At 62.3% G+C, this 15,808-nt stretch carries 4 protein-coding genes and 6 rRNA genes; all 10 read right to left on the bottom strand.

Features of this window, described 5'->3' with window-relative positions:
• Positions 1 to 325: 325 nt before the first annotated feature.
• The 10 genes from rrf (H9X80_RS04015) to murA all read right to left on the bottom strand — a co-directional run bounded on the left by rrf (H9X80_RS04015) (position 326) and on the right by murA (position 15,805).
• Positions 326 to 440 (bottom strand): 5S ribosomal RNA (gene rrf / locus H9X80_RS04015).
• Positions 441 to 539: 99 nt separating this feature from the next.
• Positions 540 to 3,477, bottom strand: a 23S ribosomal RNA gene (locus tag H9X80_RS04010).
• A gap of 199 nt (positions 3,478 to 3,676) precedes the next feature.
• Positions 3,677 to 5,188: ribosomal RNA gene (locus tag H9X80_RS04005) — 16S ribosomal RNA — on the bottom strand.
• A 1,054-nt stretch (positions 5,189 to 6,242) separates the two neighbouring features.
• A 5S ribosomal RNA gene (gene rrf / locus H9X80_RS04000) occupies positions 6,243 to 6,357 on the bottom strand.
• A 99-nt stretch (positions 6,358 to 6,456) separates the two neighbouring features.
• Positions 6,457 to 9,394: ribosomal RNA gene (locus tag H9X80_RS03995) — 23S ribosomal RNA — on the bottom strand.
• Between the two features lie 199 nt (positions 9,395 to 9,593).
• Positions 9,594 to 11,105: ribosomal RNA gene (locus H9X80_RS03990) — 16S ribosomal RNA — on the bottom strand.
• The 16S, 23S and 5S rRNA genes sit together here, the layout of an rRNA operon.
• A gap of 296 nt (positions 11,106 to 11,401) precedes the next feature.
• On the bottom strand, positions 11,402 to 12,805 hold the full coding sequence (locus tag H9X80_RS03985) for a phosphoglucomutase (protein ID WP_204793055.1): 1,404 nt from the start codon (positions 12,803 to 12,805) through the stop codon (positions 11,402 to 11,404).
• Complete coding sequence (locus H9X80_RS03980) at positions 12,798 to 13,703, bottom strand: UTP--glucose-1-phosphate uridylyltransferase (RefSeq protein WP_204793054.1); 906 nt, start codon at positions 13,701 to 13,703, stop codon at positions 12,798 to 12,800. The genes H9X80_RS03985 and H9X80_RS03980 overlap by 8 nt, the downstream gene beginning before the upstream one ends.
• Positions 13,704 to 13,950: 247 nt before the next feature.
• On the bottom strand, positions 13,951 to 14,367 hold the full coding sequence (locus H9X80_RS03975; RefSeq protein ID WP_428832967.1) for a metal-dependent transcriptional regulator: 417 nt from the start codon (positions 14,365 to 14,367) through the stop codon (positions 13,951 to 13,953).
• 160 nt (positions 14,368 to 14,527) lie between these two features.
• The gene (gene murA / locus H9X80_RS03970; RefSeq protein ID WP_204793053.1) at positions 14,528 to 15,805 is read right to left on the bottom strand and encodes a UDP-N-acetylglucosamine 1-carboxyvinyltransferase; all 1,278 of its coding nucleotides are present in this window, start codon (positions 15,803 to 15,805) and stop codon (positions 14,528 to 14,530) included.
• Positions 15,806 to 15,808 lie beyond the last annotated feature (3 nt).

Raw genomic sequence — 15,808 nt, 5'->3', positions numbered from 1 at the left:
TCTACTCAGATCAAAAAGATCGCGCGCAACGTAGGCAGATGCCAGATGTTCGGTCCACGGCGAATGTAACTTAGCCTCATCATGAGAGCAATCCGTGTTAGCAGGTAAAAGTTTATCGTCCATACAGATACCTTTTTTGCGAGACTACTTCCAGTTATGAGCTCGAGCCAATAACAACGTACCAGTTAAACGAGTGTATGGCACGTGTTATTTGGTATCCGTTTGGATAAATTTTTGGAGAAGTCGGTAAGAAATCCGCAAGTTAGGCCCAAGACCGTCAGTCCCGTTCCGGCCCCGCGCCCCCGACGCGAAAATGCCCCTTGTTGGTCAGCGACGTCCTGCTCTCCCACGGACTACTCCGCAGTACCATCGGCGCTCGGGGGCTTAACTTCCGGGTTCGGAATGGGACCGGGTGTGCCTCCCCTGCCATGGTCGCTGACCAACAAGGGGCATTCTGCTGTCGGGGGCGCGTCGCCGTGCCCTCAGGGCCGCACAGCGTGACGTCGACCTCCCCCAGGACCGCCTCGAGCGCCTGAAAGGAAGAGAAGAGCTCGGCCGATTAGTACCGCTCGGCTCAACCCCTCGCGGGGCTTGCACCTGCGGCCTATCGAACTCGTAGTCTACGAGTGGCCTTACCGAAGGGAGAACTCATCTCGGGACTGGCTTCCCGCTTAGATGCTTTCAGCGGTTATCCGAACCGGACTCAGCTACCGGGCGGTGCCGTTGGTCGACAACCCGTACACCGGAGGTCCGTCCACCCCGGTCCTCTCGTACTAGGGGCAGCCTCCCTCAGTTCTCCTGCGCCCACGGAGGATAGGGACCGAACTGTCTCACGACGTTCTGAACCCAGCTCGCGTACCGCTTTAAATGGCGAACAGCCATACCCTTGGGACCTGCTCCAGCCCCAGGATGCGATGAGCCGACATCGAGGTGCCAAACCTTCCCGTCGATGTGGACTCTTGGGGAAGATCAGCCTGTTATCCCCGGAGTACCTTTTATCCGTTGAGCGACGGCCATACCACGCTGAGCCGCCGGATCACTAGAACCTGGTTTCCCATCTGCTCGACCTGTCCGTCTCGCAGTCAAGCCTGCTTATGCTCTTGCACTCAAAGGGACGGTTGCCGACCGTCCTGAGCAGACCTTACGTGCGCCTCCGTTACTCTTTAGGAGGCGACCGCCCCAGTCAAACTACCCACCTGACACGGTCCCCGCGCCGGATAACGGTCGCGGGTTAGGATGCCAGAACGCCGAGGGTGGTATTCCAAGGGCGACTCCCCAGAGACTGGCGTCCCTGGTTCAGCGTCTCCCACCTATCCTCTACACGGCGAACCGGCAGCCAATGTCAAGCTGCAGTAAAGGTTCACGGGGTCTTTCCGTCCTTCCGCGGGTAAGTCGCATCTTCACGACTAGTGCAATTTCACCGGGTCCATGGTTGAGACAGCGCCCAAATCGTTACGCCTTTCGTGCAGGTCGGAACTTACCCGACAAGGAATTTCGCTACCTTAGGACCGTTATAGTTACGGCCGCCGTTTACCGGGGCTTGGATTCGCCGCTTCGCGCAAGCTGACGGCTCCTCGTGACCTTCCGGCACCGGGCAGGCGTCAGACCCTATACGTCGTCTTACGACTTCAGCAGAGTCCTGTGTTTTTGATAAACAGTCGCTTGGGCCTATTTACTGTGGCCGCCCTGGGCTCGGGGAGCGAGTCCCTCCACCCGAGGCGGCGCCCCTTCTCCCGAAGTTACGGGGCGATTTTGCCGAGTTCCTTAACCATGGTTCTCCCGATCGCCTTGGTATGCTCTACCCACCCACCTGTGTCGGTTTGCGGTACGGGCCCCTGCGGGCTCCCTAGGGGGTTTTCTTGGGAGCATGGGCTCACTGGCTTCGCTCAGTCGCTTCGTCCGGCACCTCAGCCTCCGCGGGCGGCGCGTTTCACTACCGCCCGGCCTACGTGCCATCGCGGGGACGTCCAGAACCCCGTCCAGCTACCCTTCTCCGTCGCCCCATCGGTGATGACGCCCGTTCGGGGGTGCAGGAATGTCAACCTGCTGTGCATCGGCTACGCCTTCCGGCCTCGCCTTAGCTCCCGACTGACCCTGGGAGGATTAGCCTCGCCCAGGAAACCTTGGGTTTACGGCGGCGGCGTTTCCCACGCCGCTCTCGTTACTCATGCCAGCATTCTCACTTCCGGCCGGTCCACCGCGGGTCGCCCCGCGGCTTCGCCCCAGACGGAAAGCTCCCCTACCACTAGTCAAAAGACTAGTCCGCCGCTTCGGCACCATGCTTAGCCCCGTGTATTGTCGGCGCATGTCCACTCGACCAGTGAGCTATTACGCACTCTTTAAATGAATGGCTGCTTCTAAGCCAACATCCTGGTTGTCTAGGCAAACGCACATCCTTTGCCACTTAGCATGGATTTGGGGGCCTTAGCGGGCGGTCTGGGCTGTTTCCCTTTCGAACACACAGCTTAGCCCACATGTTCTGACTCCCGGACTCTGGACCGGCGGTATTCGGAGTTTGATTGGAGTTGGTAGGCGGTGAGGCCCCCGCGTCCATTCAGTGCTCTACCCCCGCAGGTAAACGTCCGAGGCTAGCCCTAAAGCTATTTCGGGGAGAACGAGATATCTCCGGGTTTGATAGGCCTTTCACTCCTATCCACAGGTCATCCCCCCAGTTTTCAACCTAGGTGGGTTCGGCCCTCCACGGGGTCTTACCCCCGCTTCAGCCTGCCCATGGATAGCTCACCCGGCTTCGCGTCTACGGCGCGCGACTGCTCGCCCCATTCGGACTCGCTTTCGCTGCGGCTCGCTTCGTGGCTTAACCTCGCCACGCGCCGTAACTCGCTGGCTCATTCTACAAAAGGCACGCCGTCACGGGCACGAGGCCCGCTCCGACTGCTTGTAGGCAGACGGTTTCAGGTACTATTTCACTCCCCTCCCGGGGTGCTTTTCACCTTTCCCTCACGGTACTGGTCCACTATCGGTCACAGGAGAGTATTTAGGATTGGAGGGTGGACCCCCCAGCTTCCCACCGGGTTTCACGTGTCCGGCGGTACTCAGGGACCACACGGCAGTCCTCGCGGATTCGCGTACGGGGCTCTAACCCTGTCCCGCCGGCCTTCCCATGCCGTTCCGCTTCCGCGCGGTTTTGTAACTGCGCGATGTGTGGCCCTACAACCCCGGCGGCGCCGAAGCGGCCGCCGGTTTGTCCTAGGTCCCCGTTCGCTCGCCACTACTAGGGGAATCTCGATTGATTTCTCTTCCTCGGGGTACTTAGATGTTTCAGTTCCCCCGGTTGCCCCCGCACGGCCTATGTGTTCGGCCGCCGGTGACGGGAAATGACTCCCGCCGGGTTTTCCCATTCGGAGATCCGCGGGTCGAGCGGGCAAGTGCCCCTAACCGCGGCTTATCGCAGCTTGTCGCGTCCTTCGTCGGCTTCCTGTGCCAAGGCATCCACCGTCTGCCCTTACCATCTTCTCTTCGATGGCTCGAACATACTTATCGTATAGATGCGATCTTGAAGAAGAATCTTCGTCACGCTATGCAGCTCTCAAGGTACGGCGGGGGAGTCCCCCGGGGACCGGACACTGCGCGCCTCGCGGCGCGACGAAGAGGCTCAGCGGGAACGGACGGGACGTCCGCCTGTCATCTGTTCTCTCTGGAAGAGGCTTCTCCCTAGAAAGGAGGTGATCCAGCCGCACCTTCCGGTACGGCTACCTTGTTACGACTTCACCCCCCTTACCAACCACACCTTCGGCGCCTCCCTCACGAGGTTGGGCCGACGACTTCGGGTGCAATCGACTCGGGTGGTGTGACGGGCGGTGTGTACAAGGCCCGGGAACATATTCACCGCGGCGTGCTGATCCGCGATTACTAGCAACTCCGACTTCACGGAGGCGGGTTGCAGCCTCCGATCCGAACTGGGACCGGCTTTGGGGATTCGCTCCTGCTCGCGCAGTGGCAGCCCATTGTGCCGGCCATTGTAGCACGTGTGCAGCCCAGGACATAAGGGGCATGATGACTTGACGTCATCCCCACCTTCCTCCGGCTTGACGCCGGCGGTCTCGCATGGGTGCCCGGCCGAACCGCTGGCAACATGCGACGAGGGTTGCGCTCGTTGCGGGACTTAACCCAACATCTCACGACACGAGCTGACGACAGCCATGCACCACCTGTCTAGGCTCCTCTCGGCCACGGCGTTTCCGCCGCTTCACCTAGATGTCAAGCCCTGGTAAGGTTCTTCGCGTTGCTTCGAATTAAGCCACATGCTCCGCTGCTTGTGCGGGCCCCCGTCAATTCCTTTGAGTTTTAGCCTTGCGGCCGTACTCCCCAGGCGGGACACTTAATGCGTTAGCTGCGGCACGGAGGGAGGGTCCCCCCACACCTAGTGTCCATCGTTTACGGCTAGGACTACCAGGGTATCTAATCCTGTTCGCTCCCCTAGCTTTCGCTCCTCAGCGTCAGTTGTGGCCCAGAAGGCCGCCTTCGCCACCGGTGTTCTTCCAAATATCTGCGCATTCCACCGCTACACTTGGAATTCCGCCTTCCCCTACCAAACTCAAGTCCGCCGGTATCGGGAGCGGGCGGGGGTTGAGCCCCCGGATTTGACTCCCGACCTAACGGACCGCCTACGAGCGCTTTACGCCCAATGAATCCGGATAACGCTCGCCCCCTACGTATTACCGCGGCTGCTGGCACGTAGTTAGCCGGGGCTTCTTCTGCAGGTACCGTCAGGTTGCCCCCTCGTCCCTGCTGAAAGCGGTTTACGACCCGAAGGCCTTCGTCCCGCACGCGGCGTCGCTGCGTCAGGCTTTCGCCCATTGCGCAAGATTCCCCACTGCTGCCTCCCGTAGGAGTCTGGGCCGTGTCTCAGTCCCAATCTGGCTGGTCGGTCTCTCAACCCAGCTACCCATAATCGCCTTGGTGGGCCGTTGCCCCACCAACTAGCTAACAGGCCGCGGGCCCATCCCTCGCCGTCTGGGCTTTCCCGCCTCCCCCATGCGGGGGCTGCGGAGTATCCGGTATTACCCACGGTTTCCCGAGGCTGTCCCGGAGCGAGGGGCAGGTTGCCCACGTGTTACTCAGCCGTTCGCCACTTTATGCACACCCGGAGGTGCTTTAACCGTTCGACTTGCATGTGTTAGGCGCGCCGCCAGCGTTCATCCTGAGCCAGGATCGAACTCTCCGTTCAAATCGGGCCGGCGTGAGCCGGCGCTCAATCGATTCTCTCGGCGGTCCGTCCAGACCGAAGATCCCGCTGATCTCGGATTCGCTGAAATTGACGTCTCTGACATGTGTCAGGTCTCGAATTTCGCTAGTCTGTCTTCGTCGATCTTTCGATCGCAGTATCCGGTTCTCAAGGTACTCCCGCGCAGGTCGCGGAGGTCGTCCGCTCCGGCGCGCGGGGAATAACTATACGCTCCCGCCGCGACGGCGGGGCCGGGAATCGGGGCCTACACGATTCCTACACAAACGGGGCTGGGGGCGCTCTCCAGGAACATAGACTACAAAACTGCGGGACGAGGGGAAGCGGCGACGACTATTCCAGTCGACGCTCGCTCCGCATCTGTAGTGCCAACGTGGTCATGCGCTCCCACACCCGATCCGCTTCGTGGCTGCCTGCTCTTTGGGCAGCGCATGTAGCTCAAGCCCCCGCTTAAACAAATGTGTTGGGTTCTGTAGCTATGATTTACGGGCCTTCCCGTGACGACAGCACGCATCCCAAGTACGACATAACGGTCTCAACAGGATGTCAGCTGTTCGAGCATATGGTTCTGCATCAAGGGCTACGCCGCGCCCTTTGCCCAGCCATGAGAGGACATGTGCCTAAATCCAAGCAATGCCTAGTTGCAAACGCCGGAACCGGCCCCCACGCTTACCCTCGTGAAAATGCAATTTCCCACAACCGAGACTGGATGCGGAAGCAAGCCTCCTGGAGCATGGCACCGAGCTTCCCGAGAGTCGCAAGTCCGCTCGATCGCCCCGCTAAATCAATTAGCGCAATCACAGCCAAAAGGACCACACCGAACCGGGACCTCGTGGCCCCAACCAGCAACGAAGCACGGAAGCGGTTCGTATCAAGCAAACAGAGAAGCAATTTGGATAGACACAAGGTCATGCGTCAGGGCCAACTAAAGGAAAACCGGAACAGGATAAAAGCATCATCGGTGCAATAAGTCATATGAGCGACTCAGCGTTAATAAATAATCCGGCCCCGCGCCCCCGACGCGAAAATGCCCCTTGTTGGTCAGCGACGTCCTGCTCTCCCACGGACTACTCCGCAGTACCATCGGCGCTCGGGGGCTTAACTTCCGGGTTCGGAATGGGACCGGGTGTGCCTCCCCTGCCATGGTCGCTGACCAACAAGGGGCATTCTGCTGTCGGGGGCGCGTCGCCGTGCCCTCAGGGCCGCACAGCGTGACGTCGACCTCCCCCAGGACCGCCTCGAGCGCCTGAAAGGAAGAGAAGAGCTCGGCCGATTAGTACCGCTCGGCTCAACCCCTCGCGGGGCTTGCACCTGCGGCCTATCGAACTCGTAGTCTACGAGTGGCCTTACCGAAGGGAGAACTCATCTCGGGACTGGCTTCCCGCTTAGATGCTTTCAGCGGTTATCCGAACCGGACTCAGCTACCGGGCGGTGCCGTTGGTCGACAACCCGTACACCGGAGGTCCGTCCACCCCGGTCCTCTCGTACTAGGGGCAGCCTCCCTCAGTTCTCCTGCGCCCACGGAGGATAGGGACCGAACTGTCTCACGACGTTCTGAACCCAGCTCGCGTACCGCTTTAAATGGCGAACAGCCATACCCTTGGGACCTGCTCCAGCCCCAGGATGCGATGAGCCGACATCGAGGTGCCAAACCTTCCCGTCGATGTGGACTCTTGGGGAAGATCAGCCTGTTATCCCCGGAGTACCTTTTATCCGTTGAGCGACGGCCATACCACGCTGAGCCGCCGGATCACTAGAACCTGGTTTCCCATCTGCTCGACCTGTCCGTCTCGCAGTCAAGCCTGCTTATGCTCTTGCACTCAAAGGGACAGTTGCCGACCGTCCTGAGCAGACCTTACGTGCGCCTCCGTGACTCTTTAGGAGGCGACCGCCCCAGTCAAACTACCCACCTGACACGGTCCCCGCGCCGGATAACGGTCGCGGGTTAGGATGCCAGAACGCCGAGGGTGGTATTCCAAGGGCGACTCCCCAGAGACTGGCGTCCCTGGTTCAGCGTCTCCCACCTATCCTCTACACGGCGAACCGGCAGCCAATGTCAAGCTGCAGTAAAGGTTCACGGGGTCTTTCCGTCCTTCCGCGGGTAAGTCGCATCTTCACGACTAGTGCAATTTCACCGGGTCCATGGTTGAGACAGCGCCCAAATCGTTACGCCTTTCGTGCAGGTCGGAACTTACCCGACAAGGAATTTCGCTACCTTAGGACCGTTATAGTTACGGCCGCCGTTTACCGGGGCTTGGATTCGCCGCTTCGCGCAAGCTGACGGCTCCTCGTGACCTTCCGGCACCGGGCAGGCGTCAGACCCTATACGTCGTCTTACGACTTCAGCAGAGTCCTGTGTTTTTGATAAACAGTCGCTTGGGCCTATTTACTGTGGCCGCCCTGGGCTCGGGGAGCGAGTCCCTCCACCCGAGGCGGCGCCCCTTCTCCCGAAGTTACGGGGCGATTTTGCCGAGTTCCTTAACCATGGTTCTCCCGATCGCCTTGGTATGCTCTACCCACCCACCTGTGTCGGTTTGCGGTACGGGCCCCTGCGGGCTCCCTAGGGGGTTTTCTTGGGAGCATGGGCTCACTGGCTTCGCTCAGTCGCTTCGTCCGGCACCTCAGCCTCCGCGGGCGGCGCGTTTCACTACCGCCCGGCCTACGTGCCATCGCGGGGACGTCCAGAACCCCGTCCAGCTACCCTTCTCCGTCGCCCCATCGGTGATGACGCCCGTTCGGGGGTGCAGGAATGTCAACCTGCTGTGCATCGGCTACGCCTTCCGGCCTCGCCTTAGCTCCCGACTGACCCTGGGAGGATTAGCCTCGCCCAGGAAACCTTGGGTTTACGGCGGCGGCGTTTCCCACGCCGCTCTCGTTACTCATGCCAGCATTCTCACTTCCGGCCGGTCCACCGCGGGTCGCCCCGCGGCTTCGCCCCAGACGGAAAGCTCCCCTACCACTAGTCAAAAGACTAGTCCGCCGCTTCGGCACCATGCTTAGCCCCGTGTATTGTCGGCGCATGTCCACTCGACCAGTGAGCTATTACGCACTCTTTAAATGAATGGCTGCTTCTAAGCCAACATCCTGGTTGTCTAGGCAAACGCACATCCTTTGCCACTTAGCATGGATTTGGGGGCCTTAGCGGGCGGTCTGGGCTGTTTCCCTTTCGAACACACAGCTTAGCCCACATGTTCTGACTCCCGGACTCTGGACCGGCGGTATTCGGAGTTTGATTGGAGTTGGTAGGCGGTGAGGCCCCCGCGTCCATTCAGTGCTCTACCCCCGCAGGTAAACGTCCGAGGCTAGCCCTAAAGCTATTTCGGGGAGAACGAGATATCTCCGGGTTTGATAGGCCTTTCACTCCTATCCACAGGTCATCCCCCCAGTTTTCAACCTAGGTGGGTTCGGCCCTCCACGGGGTCTTACCCCCGCTTCAGCCTGCCCATGGATAGCTCACCCGGCTTCGCGTCTACGGCGCGCGACTGCTCGCCCCATTCGGACTCGCTTTCGCTGCGGCTCGCTTCGTGGCTTAACCTCGCCACGCGCCGTAACTCGCTGGCTCATTCTACAAAAGGCACGCCGTCACGGGCACGAGGCCCGCTCCGACTGCTTGTAGGCAGACGGTTTCAGGTACTATTTCACTCCCCTCCCGGGGTGCTTTTCACCTTTCCCTCACGGTACTGGTCCACTATCGGTCACAGGAGAGTATTTAGGATTGGAGGGTGGACCCCCCAGCTTCCCACCGGGTTTCACGTGTCCGGCGGTACTCAGGGACCACACGGCAGTCCTCGCGGATTCGCGTACGGGGCTCTAACCCTGTCCCGCCGGCCTTCCCATGCCGTTCCGCTTCCGCGCGGTTTTGTAACTGCGCGATGTGTGGCCCTACAACCCCGGCGGCGCCGAAGCGGCCGCCGGTTTGTCCTAGGTCCCCGTTCGCTCGCCACTACTAGGGGAATCTCGATTGATTTCTCTTCCTCGGGGTACTTAGATGTTTCAGTTCCCCCGGTTGCCCCCGCACGGCCTATGTGTTCGGCCGCCGGTGACGGGAAATGACTCCCGCCGGGTTTTCCCATTCGGAGATCCGCGGGTCGAGCGGGCAAGTGCCCCTAACCGCGGCTTATCGCAGCTTGTCGCGTCCTTCGTCGGCTTCCTGTGCCAAGGCATCCACCGTCTGCCCTTACCATCTTCTCTTCGATGGCTCGAACATACTTATCGTATAGATGCGATCTTGAAGAAGAATCTTCGTCACGCTATGCAGCTCTCAAGGTACGGCGGGGGAGTCCCCCGGGGACCGGACACTGCGCGCCTCGCGGCGCGACGAAGAGGCTCAGCGGGAACGGACGGGACGTCCGCCTGTCATCTGTTCTCTCTGGAAGAGGCTTCTCCCTAGAAAGGAGGTGATCCAGCCGCACCTTCCGGTACGGCTACCTTGTTACGACTTCACCCCCCTTACCAACCACACCTTCGGCGCCTCCCTCACGAGGTTGGGCCGACGACTTCGGGTGCAATCGACTCGGGTGGTGTGACGGGCGGTGTGTACAAGGCCCGGGAACATATTCACCGCGGCGTGCTGATCCGCGATTACTAGCAACTCCGACTTCACGGAGGCGGGTTGCAGCCTCCGATCCGAACTGGGACCGGCTTTGGGGATTCGCTCCTGCTCGCGCAGTGGCAGCCCATTGTGCCGGCCATTGTAGCACGTGTGCAGCCCAGGACATAAGGGGCATGATGACTTGACGTCATCCCCACCTTCCTCCGGCTTGACGCCGGCGGTCTCGCATGGGTGCCCGGCCGAACCGCTGGCAACATGCGACGAGGGTTGCGCTCGTTGCGGGACTTAACCCAACATCTCACGACACGAGCTGACGACAGCCATGCACCACCTGTCTAGGCTCCTCTCGGCCACGGCGTTTCCGCCGCTTCACCTAGATGTCAAGCCCTGGTAAGGTTCTTCGCGTTGCTTCGAATTAAGCCACATGCTCCGCTGCTTGTGCGGGCCCCCGTCAATTCCTTTGAGTTTTAGCCTTGCGGCCGTACTCCCCAGGCGGGACACTTAATGCGTTAGCTGCGGCACGGAGGGAGGGTCCCCCCACACCTAGTGTCCATCGTTTACGGCTAGGACTACCAGGGTATCTAATCCTGTTCGCTCCCCTAGCTTTCGCTCCTCAGCGTCAGTTGTGGCCCAGAAGGCCGCCTTCGCCACCGGTGTTCTTCCAAATATCTGCGCATTCCACCGCTACACTTGGAATTCCGCCTTCCCCTACCAAACTCAAGTCCGCCGGTATCGGGAGCGGGCGGGGGTTGAGCCCCCGGATTTGACTCCCGACCTAACGGACCGCCTACGAGCGCTTTACGCCCAATGAATCCGGATAACGCTCGCCCCCTACGTATTACCGCGGCTGCTGGCACGTAGTTAGCCGGGGCTTCTTCTGCAGGTACCGTCAGGTTGCCCCCTCGTCCCTGCTGAAAGCGGTTTACGACCCGAAGGCCTTCGTCCCGCACGCGGCGTCGCTGCGTCAGGCTTTCGCCCATTGCGCAAGATTCCCCACTGCTGCCTCCCGTAGGAGTCTGGGCCGTGTCTCAGTCCCAATCTGGCTGGTCGGTCTCTCAACCCAGCTACCCATAATCGCCTTGGTGGGCCGTTGCCCCACCAACTAGCTAACAGGCCGCGGGCCCATCCCTCGCCGTCTGGGCTTTCCCGCCTCCCCCATGCGGGGGCTGCGGAGTATCCGGTATTACCCACGGTTTCCCGAGGCTGTCCCGGAGCGAGGGGCAGGTTGCCCACGTGTTACTCAGCCGTTCGCCACTTTATGCACACCCGGAGGTGCTTTAACCGTTCGACTTGCATGTGTTAGGCGCGCCGCCAGCGTTCATCCTGAGCCAGGATCGAACTCTCCGTTCAAATCGGGCCGGCGTGAGCCGGCGCTCAATCGATTCTCTCGGCGGTCCGTCCAGACCGAAGATCCCGCTGATCTCGGATTCGCTGAAATTGACGTCTCTGACATGTGTCAGGTCTCGAATTTCGCTAGTCTGTCTTCGTCGATCTTTCGATCGCAGTATCCGGTTCTCAAGGTACTCCCGCGCAGGTCGCGGAGGTCGTCCGCTCCGGCGCGCGGGGAATAACTATACGCTCCCGCCGCGACGGCGGGGCCGGGAATCGGGGCCTACACGATTCCTACACAAACGGGGCTGGGGGCTTTAGATACCGTGCCTTACCAACTCGCATGCAGCGCCAAGCAGTTGGTCGCGCTCACGCTCCGTGGGTGCCTCCGCATATACCCTCACCGCTAGACCGGTACGCGACGGCCTGATGAGCACCCACGAGTCGTCATCAAACTGAAGGCGCAGCCCATCGGCATGGGAGACCTCCACGGGAACCCTCCCGGCCAGGCTCGAGGGGTTCAGTCCCGGCAGCACGTTACGAAACGCCTGGTTTACCGCAGGCTCAAGACGTATGTCGCGCCGCGCATAGCGCATCGAGCCGATCTGGTCGATCAGGGACCTCACAATCCCCGACATCTTGCCGCCCCTCTGGCACAGACGCTCAACGGCCAGCAGGCCTACGAGCAGCCCGTCACGCTCTCTCAGGTGCGTGGGAACACAGATACCGCCATACTCCTCCACCCCCATGAGGACGTCCCCCTCAAGGAGCTCTCTATATATGCGGGGAAATCCCACGGGCACCACGGTGACGTCGCACCCGAGCCGCTCGGCCTGCCGTGTGACGCAGGCCGAGCAGGTCAGGGTCATCACAACTCGCCCGGACATGTCGTGACCCTCTACGAGCTGGCTCATGACCAACGGCGCAAGCTCGCGGGCAGGGACGATCTCCCCGAGCTCGTCGACAACCGCGGCACGGTCACCGTCACCGTCAAGCAGCAGCCCCAGCTGGGCACCATGCACCACGACGGCCTGCTCACAGGCGTCTGCCCACGGATCCCGCGGGTCAGGGTGAATCCCGCCAAAGTCCTCGCGGCGCTCCGCGTGGATTTCAACGACTTCACAGCCCGCCTTGCCGAGCAGGCGCGCAAGATGCTCCGCCCCCGCTCCGTACATGGCGTCAATGACGACCTTGGGCCTCATGGCCGCGATCGCCTCTTGGTCAACAAGCGCAAGCAGCGTGTCAAGGTAGGCTGAGACGAGGTCGCACGTCTCGAAGGCGCCACGCTCGGCCGTGGGGACGGGGGGTATAACCTGCTCTACCTCATCCAGAAACGCCCTAGACGCCGGCCCGCCGTCTGAGCCACGCACGAGCAGGCCTCCATACTCGCAGGAGCGCTCGCTTGCCGTAAGCATGACGACACCGGCGGCACGCTCGTCATGTGCGCACGACCATGCGACGGCGGGAGTTGGGCAGGCGCGGTCCGAGAGCATCACCCCAAGACCGTGCGCAGCAAGAATGCCGGCGGCGACCTGAGCAAACTCCTCCGACCCGTGACGGGTGTCAAAGCCGACATAGACCGTTGCGCCCGGCGAGTCCTCTGACCACAGGAGACCCAGCGCGTCCGCGACGCGCGCGACCCCCTCCTCGTCAAATCCATCCGCGAAACGAGCGTGCCAGCCGTCAACGCCAAAACGGATTATGTCGCCACGCTTATCCAACAAGGTCCGCGTTCTTCTCGCCAAGGGCCTCGCGGAAGGCCCCGACCTGATCGGGGTCGGACAGCGCGATGCGGGCGTTAGTTGCTGCCCAGGCGGCCGGGGTGCCGGTATCGCAGCCCTCGGCAGGGTCCACGACGAGGGCGTACATCTCCTCCTCGGCCAGCAGCCGCTCCATGGCGTCGGTCAGCTGGATCTCGTTGCCGGCACCGGGCCCCTGCGTGGCGAGAAGCTCCATGATGCGGGGGGAGAGCAGGTAGCGCCCAACGATGAACAGGTGCGAGGGCGCATACTCGGGGCGCGGCTTCTCCACGAGCCCCGTGACCTTCCAGACGGCGCCCTCCTGCTCGCCGGTCGCCTCGGCGCCGGGCAGGCTCCCGATGCACGTGCCGGCGATGATGCCGTAGCGGCTCACCTGGTCTGCCGGCACGGGGGCCACGGCAATGACGGACGCGCCGTCGTGCTCACGCGAAACCTCGGCCATGCGCACGCACATCTGACGATCCGGGACAAAGTAGTCGCCCAGGAGGACAAAGAACGGCTCGGAGCCGATCTCGTCGGCGGCCTGCAGCACCGCGTGGCCCAAGCCACGTGCCTCATCCTGGTAGACAAAGGAGACGGGCAGGGTCGAGGCCTCGTGCACCCGGGCGGCCTCGGCGGTCTTGCCGCGCTTGCGCAGCATGGACTCAAAGGCATGGTCAACGGAGAAATACTGCTCGATCTGCGGCTTCTCGTGCGAGTTGACAATGACGACGCCGTCGACGTCTGCCGGCTCAAGGGCCTCCTCCACCACATACTGGATGACCGGCTTGTCAAGCACGGGGAGAAGCTCCTTGGGCGTGCACTTGGTGGCCGGCAGGAAGCGCGTGCCGAGACCTGCGGCGGGGATGATTGCCTTCATGTGATCGGTTCCCTTCGGGTCGATTCGTTTTATGCCCCCGGGAGCCCGGCGGCACTCAAAACATACCCCATTGAGGGCTCCGGGATTCCCTCCCCTCTGCCAGCGGACGAAGAAGCGCGCCCTCCGTTACCCGAAGAGCGCGCTGTCACAGTCGCTACACATCCTTGTAAACTGCCTAAGCTGCCAAGCGCCGAGCCAAGGGGCACCCGTCCGAAACGCCCGACGCCGAGGCCCCTCTCGCCAGGCGCTAGTCGGGGACTGAGATGCCCTGCCGCTCCAGGTAGCCGATCAGCCGCTCCATGGTGTCCTCGGAGAGGACGTGCTCCATCAGACAGGCCTCGGAGTCGGCAACCTCCGGCTCCACGCCAAGATCGCGCTCGAGGAAGAGGCGCAGCGCGCGGTGGGAGCGCCACACCAGGGACGCATAACGGCGACCCTCACCGGTGAGCGTCACGCGCCCATACCGGCTCTGCTCCACCATGCCGCTCTCCTTGAGCGTGGAGAGCGCCTTGTTGACGCTGGCCTTGGAGACGCCCAGCTGCTCCGCCACGTCGACCGAGCGAACCGAGCCGTCACCGTCATCCTTGGTAGAAAGCCGGTAGATGGCCTCCAGATAGTCCTCCCCCGCCCGGCTCAGGGCGTGGTCCTCCTGATTCATGCGCATCGTGTCCTCCAGCCTACGTCACGGTCGCACTGACGGGCAAGCCGCCCTCCTGAGCGTCTGGGCCGCACTCGTTTCGGCCGCGCCATCCCCTCGGGACCGCGGGGAACTCGGCCGTGTCCATAGGAGCGAGAAGAGCCACGCGCTCCTACGCCCACGCGCCCTACGCATCCTCCTCGTCGGGGAGGGTCGTGCGACGAATGCGGGCGCCGAGGGACGCCAGCTTCTCGACGAAGCCCTCGTAGCCGCGGTCGATGTGGTGAATCTCCGAGACGGTGGTGATGCCGTCGGCCACGAGGCCCGCCATCACGAGCGCGGCGCCGCCGCGCAGGTCGGGCGACTTGACCTGGGTCCCCGAGAAGCCGTCGACGCCGTGCACGATGGCGTGGTGCCCCTCGATCACGATGTCGGCGCCCATGCGGGAGAGCTCGCTTGCGAACATGAAGCGGTTCTCGAAGACGTTCTCGGTGATGATGCAGCTCCCCTTGGCCAGCGCGAGCAGGCACATGGTCTGCGCCTGCATGTCCGTGGGGAAGCCCGGGAAGGGAAGCGTCTGGATGTCCGTGGGGACGAGCGGGCGGTCGCGCCAGACGGTGCAGGAGCGCGGCCCGCGCTCGACGGAGGCGCCCATCTGCTCGAACTTCTTGAGGACGAGCCCGAGGTGCTTGGGGTCGAAGCCCGTGACCGTCACGGGGTCTTGGGCAAGCGCGCCGATGGCCAGGAAGGTGCCGGCCTCGATGCGGTCCCCCACCACCTTGTGCGTGACGGGGTACAGCTCGGAGACGCCCTCGACCTCGATGACCGGCGACCCGGCGCCGGAGACCTTGGCCCCCATCTCGTTGAGGAGGTTGGCAAGGTCCACGATCTCCGGCTCGCGCGCGGCGTTGTCGATGGTGGTGGTGCCCTTGGCGAAGACCGAGGCCATCATGAGGTTCTCGGTGGCGCCCACGCTGGCAAACGAGAGGGTCACGGTGTCGCCCACAAGGCCGTGCGGGGCGATCGCGTGAATGTTGCCGTGATCGACCTTGAACTCGACGCCCAGGGCCTCGAGGCCGAGGATGTGCATGTCAATCTTGCGGGCGCCGATGTTGCAGCCGCCTGGCATGGCCACGACAGCCTTCCCGAAGCGGGAGAGGAGCGGTCCTAAAACGGCGGTTGAGGCGCGCATCTGCGCCACGAGGTGATAGGGGGTCTCCCAGGAGTCGACGGTAGAGGTGTCGATGCGCAGCTCATGCTCGTTGACGACCTCGATCGTGGCCCCGATGTTCTTGAGGACCTTGCCCATGACGTGCACGTCCGCGATGTTGGGGACGTTGGTGAGCGTGGTGACGCCCGGCGCCATGATGGTGGCTGCCATGAGCTTGAGCGCCGAGTTCTTGGCGCCCTCGACATGGACCTCACCCGTGACCCGGTGACCGCCCTCTACCTGGATGACATCCATCTG

The sequence above is a fragment of the Olsenella profusa genome, from assembly GCF_016900315.1.
Taxonomy (GTDB): Bacteria; Actinomycetota; Coriobacteriia; order Coriobacteriales; family Atopobiaceae; genus Thermophilibacter; species Thermophilibacter profusus_A.
Note: the sequence above shows the minus strand (reverse complement) of the source record. Positions and strands in the feature narration are given on the sequence as shown.

Bases quoted from the DNA above. Each gene is read 5' to 3' on its own strand.
- murA (WP_204793053.1), bottom strand. From the start codon at position 15,805: ATGGATGTCATCCAGGTAGAGGGCGGTCACCGGGTCACGGGTGAGGTC.
- H9X80_RS03975 (WP_428832967.1), bottom strand. From the start codon at position 14,367: ATGCGCATGAATCAGGAGGACCACGCCCTGAGCCGGGCGGGGGAGGAC.
- H9X80_RS03980 (WP_204793054.1), bottom strand. From the start codon at position 13,703: ATGAAGGCAATCATCCCCGCCGCAGGTCTCGGCACGCGCTTCCTGCCG.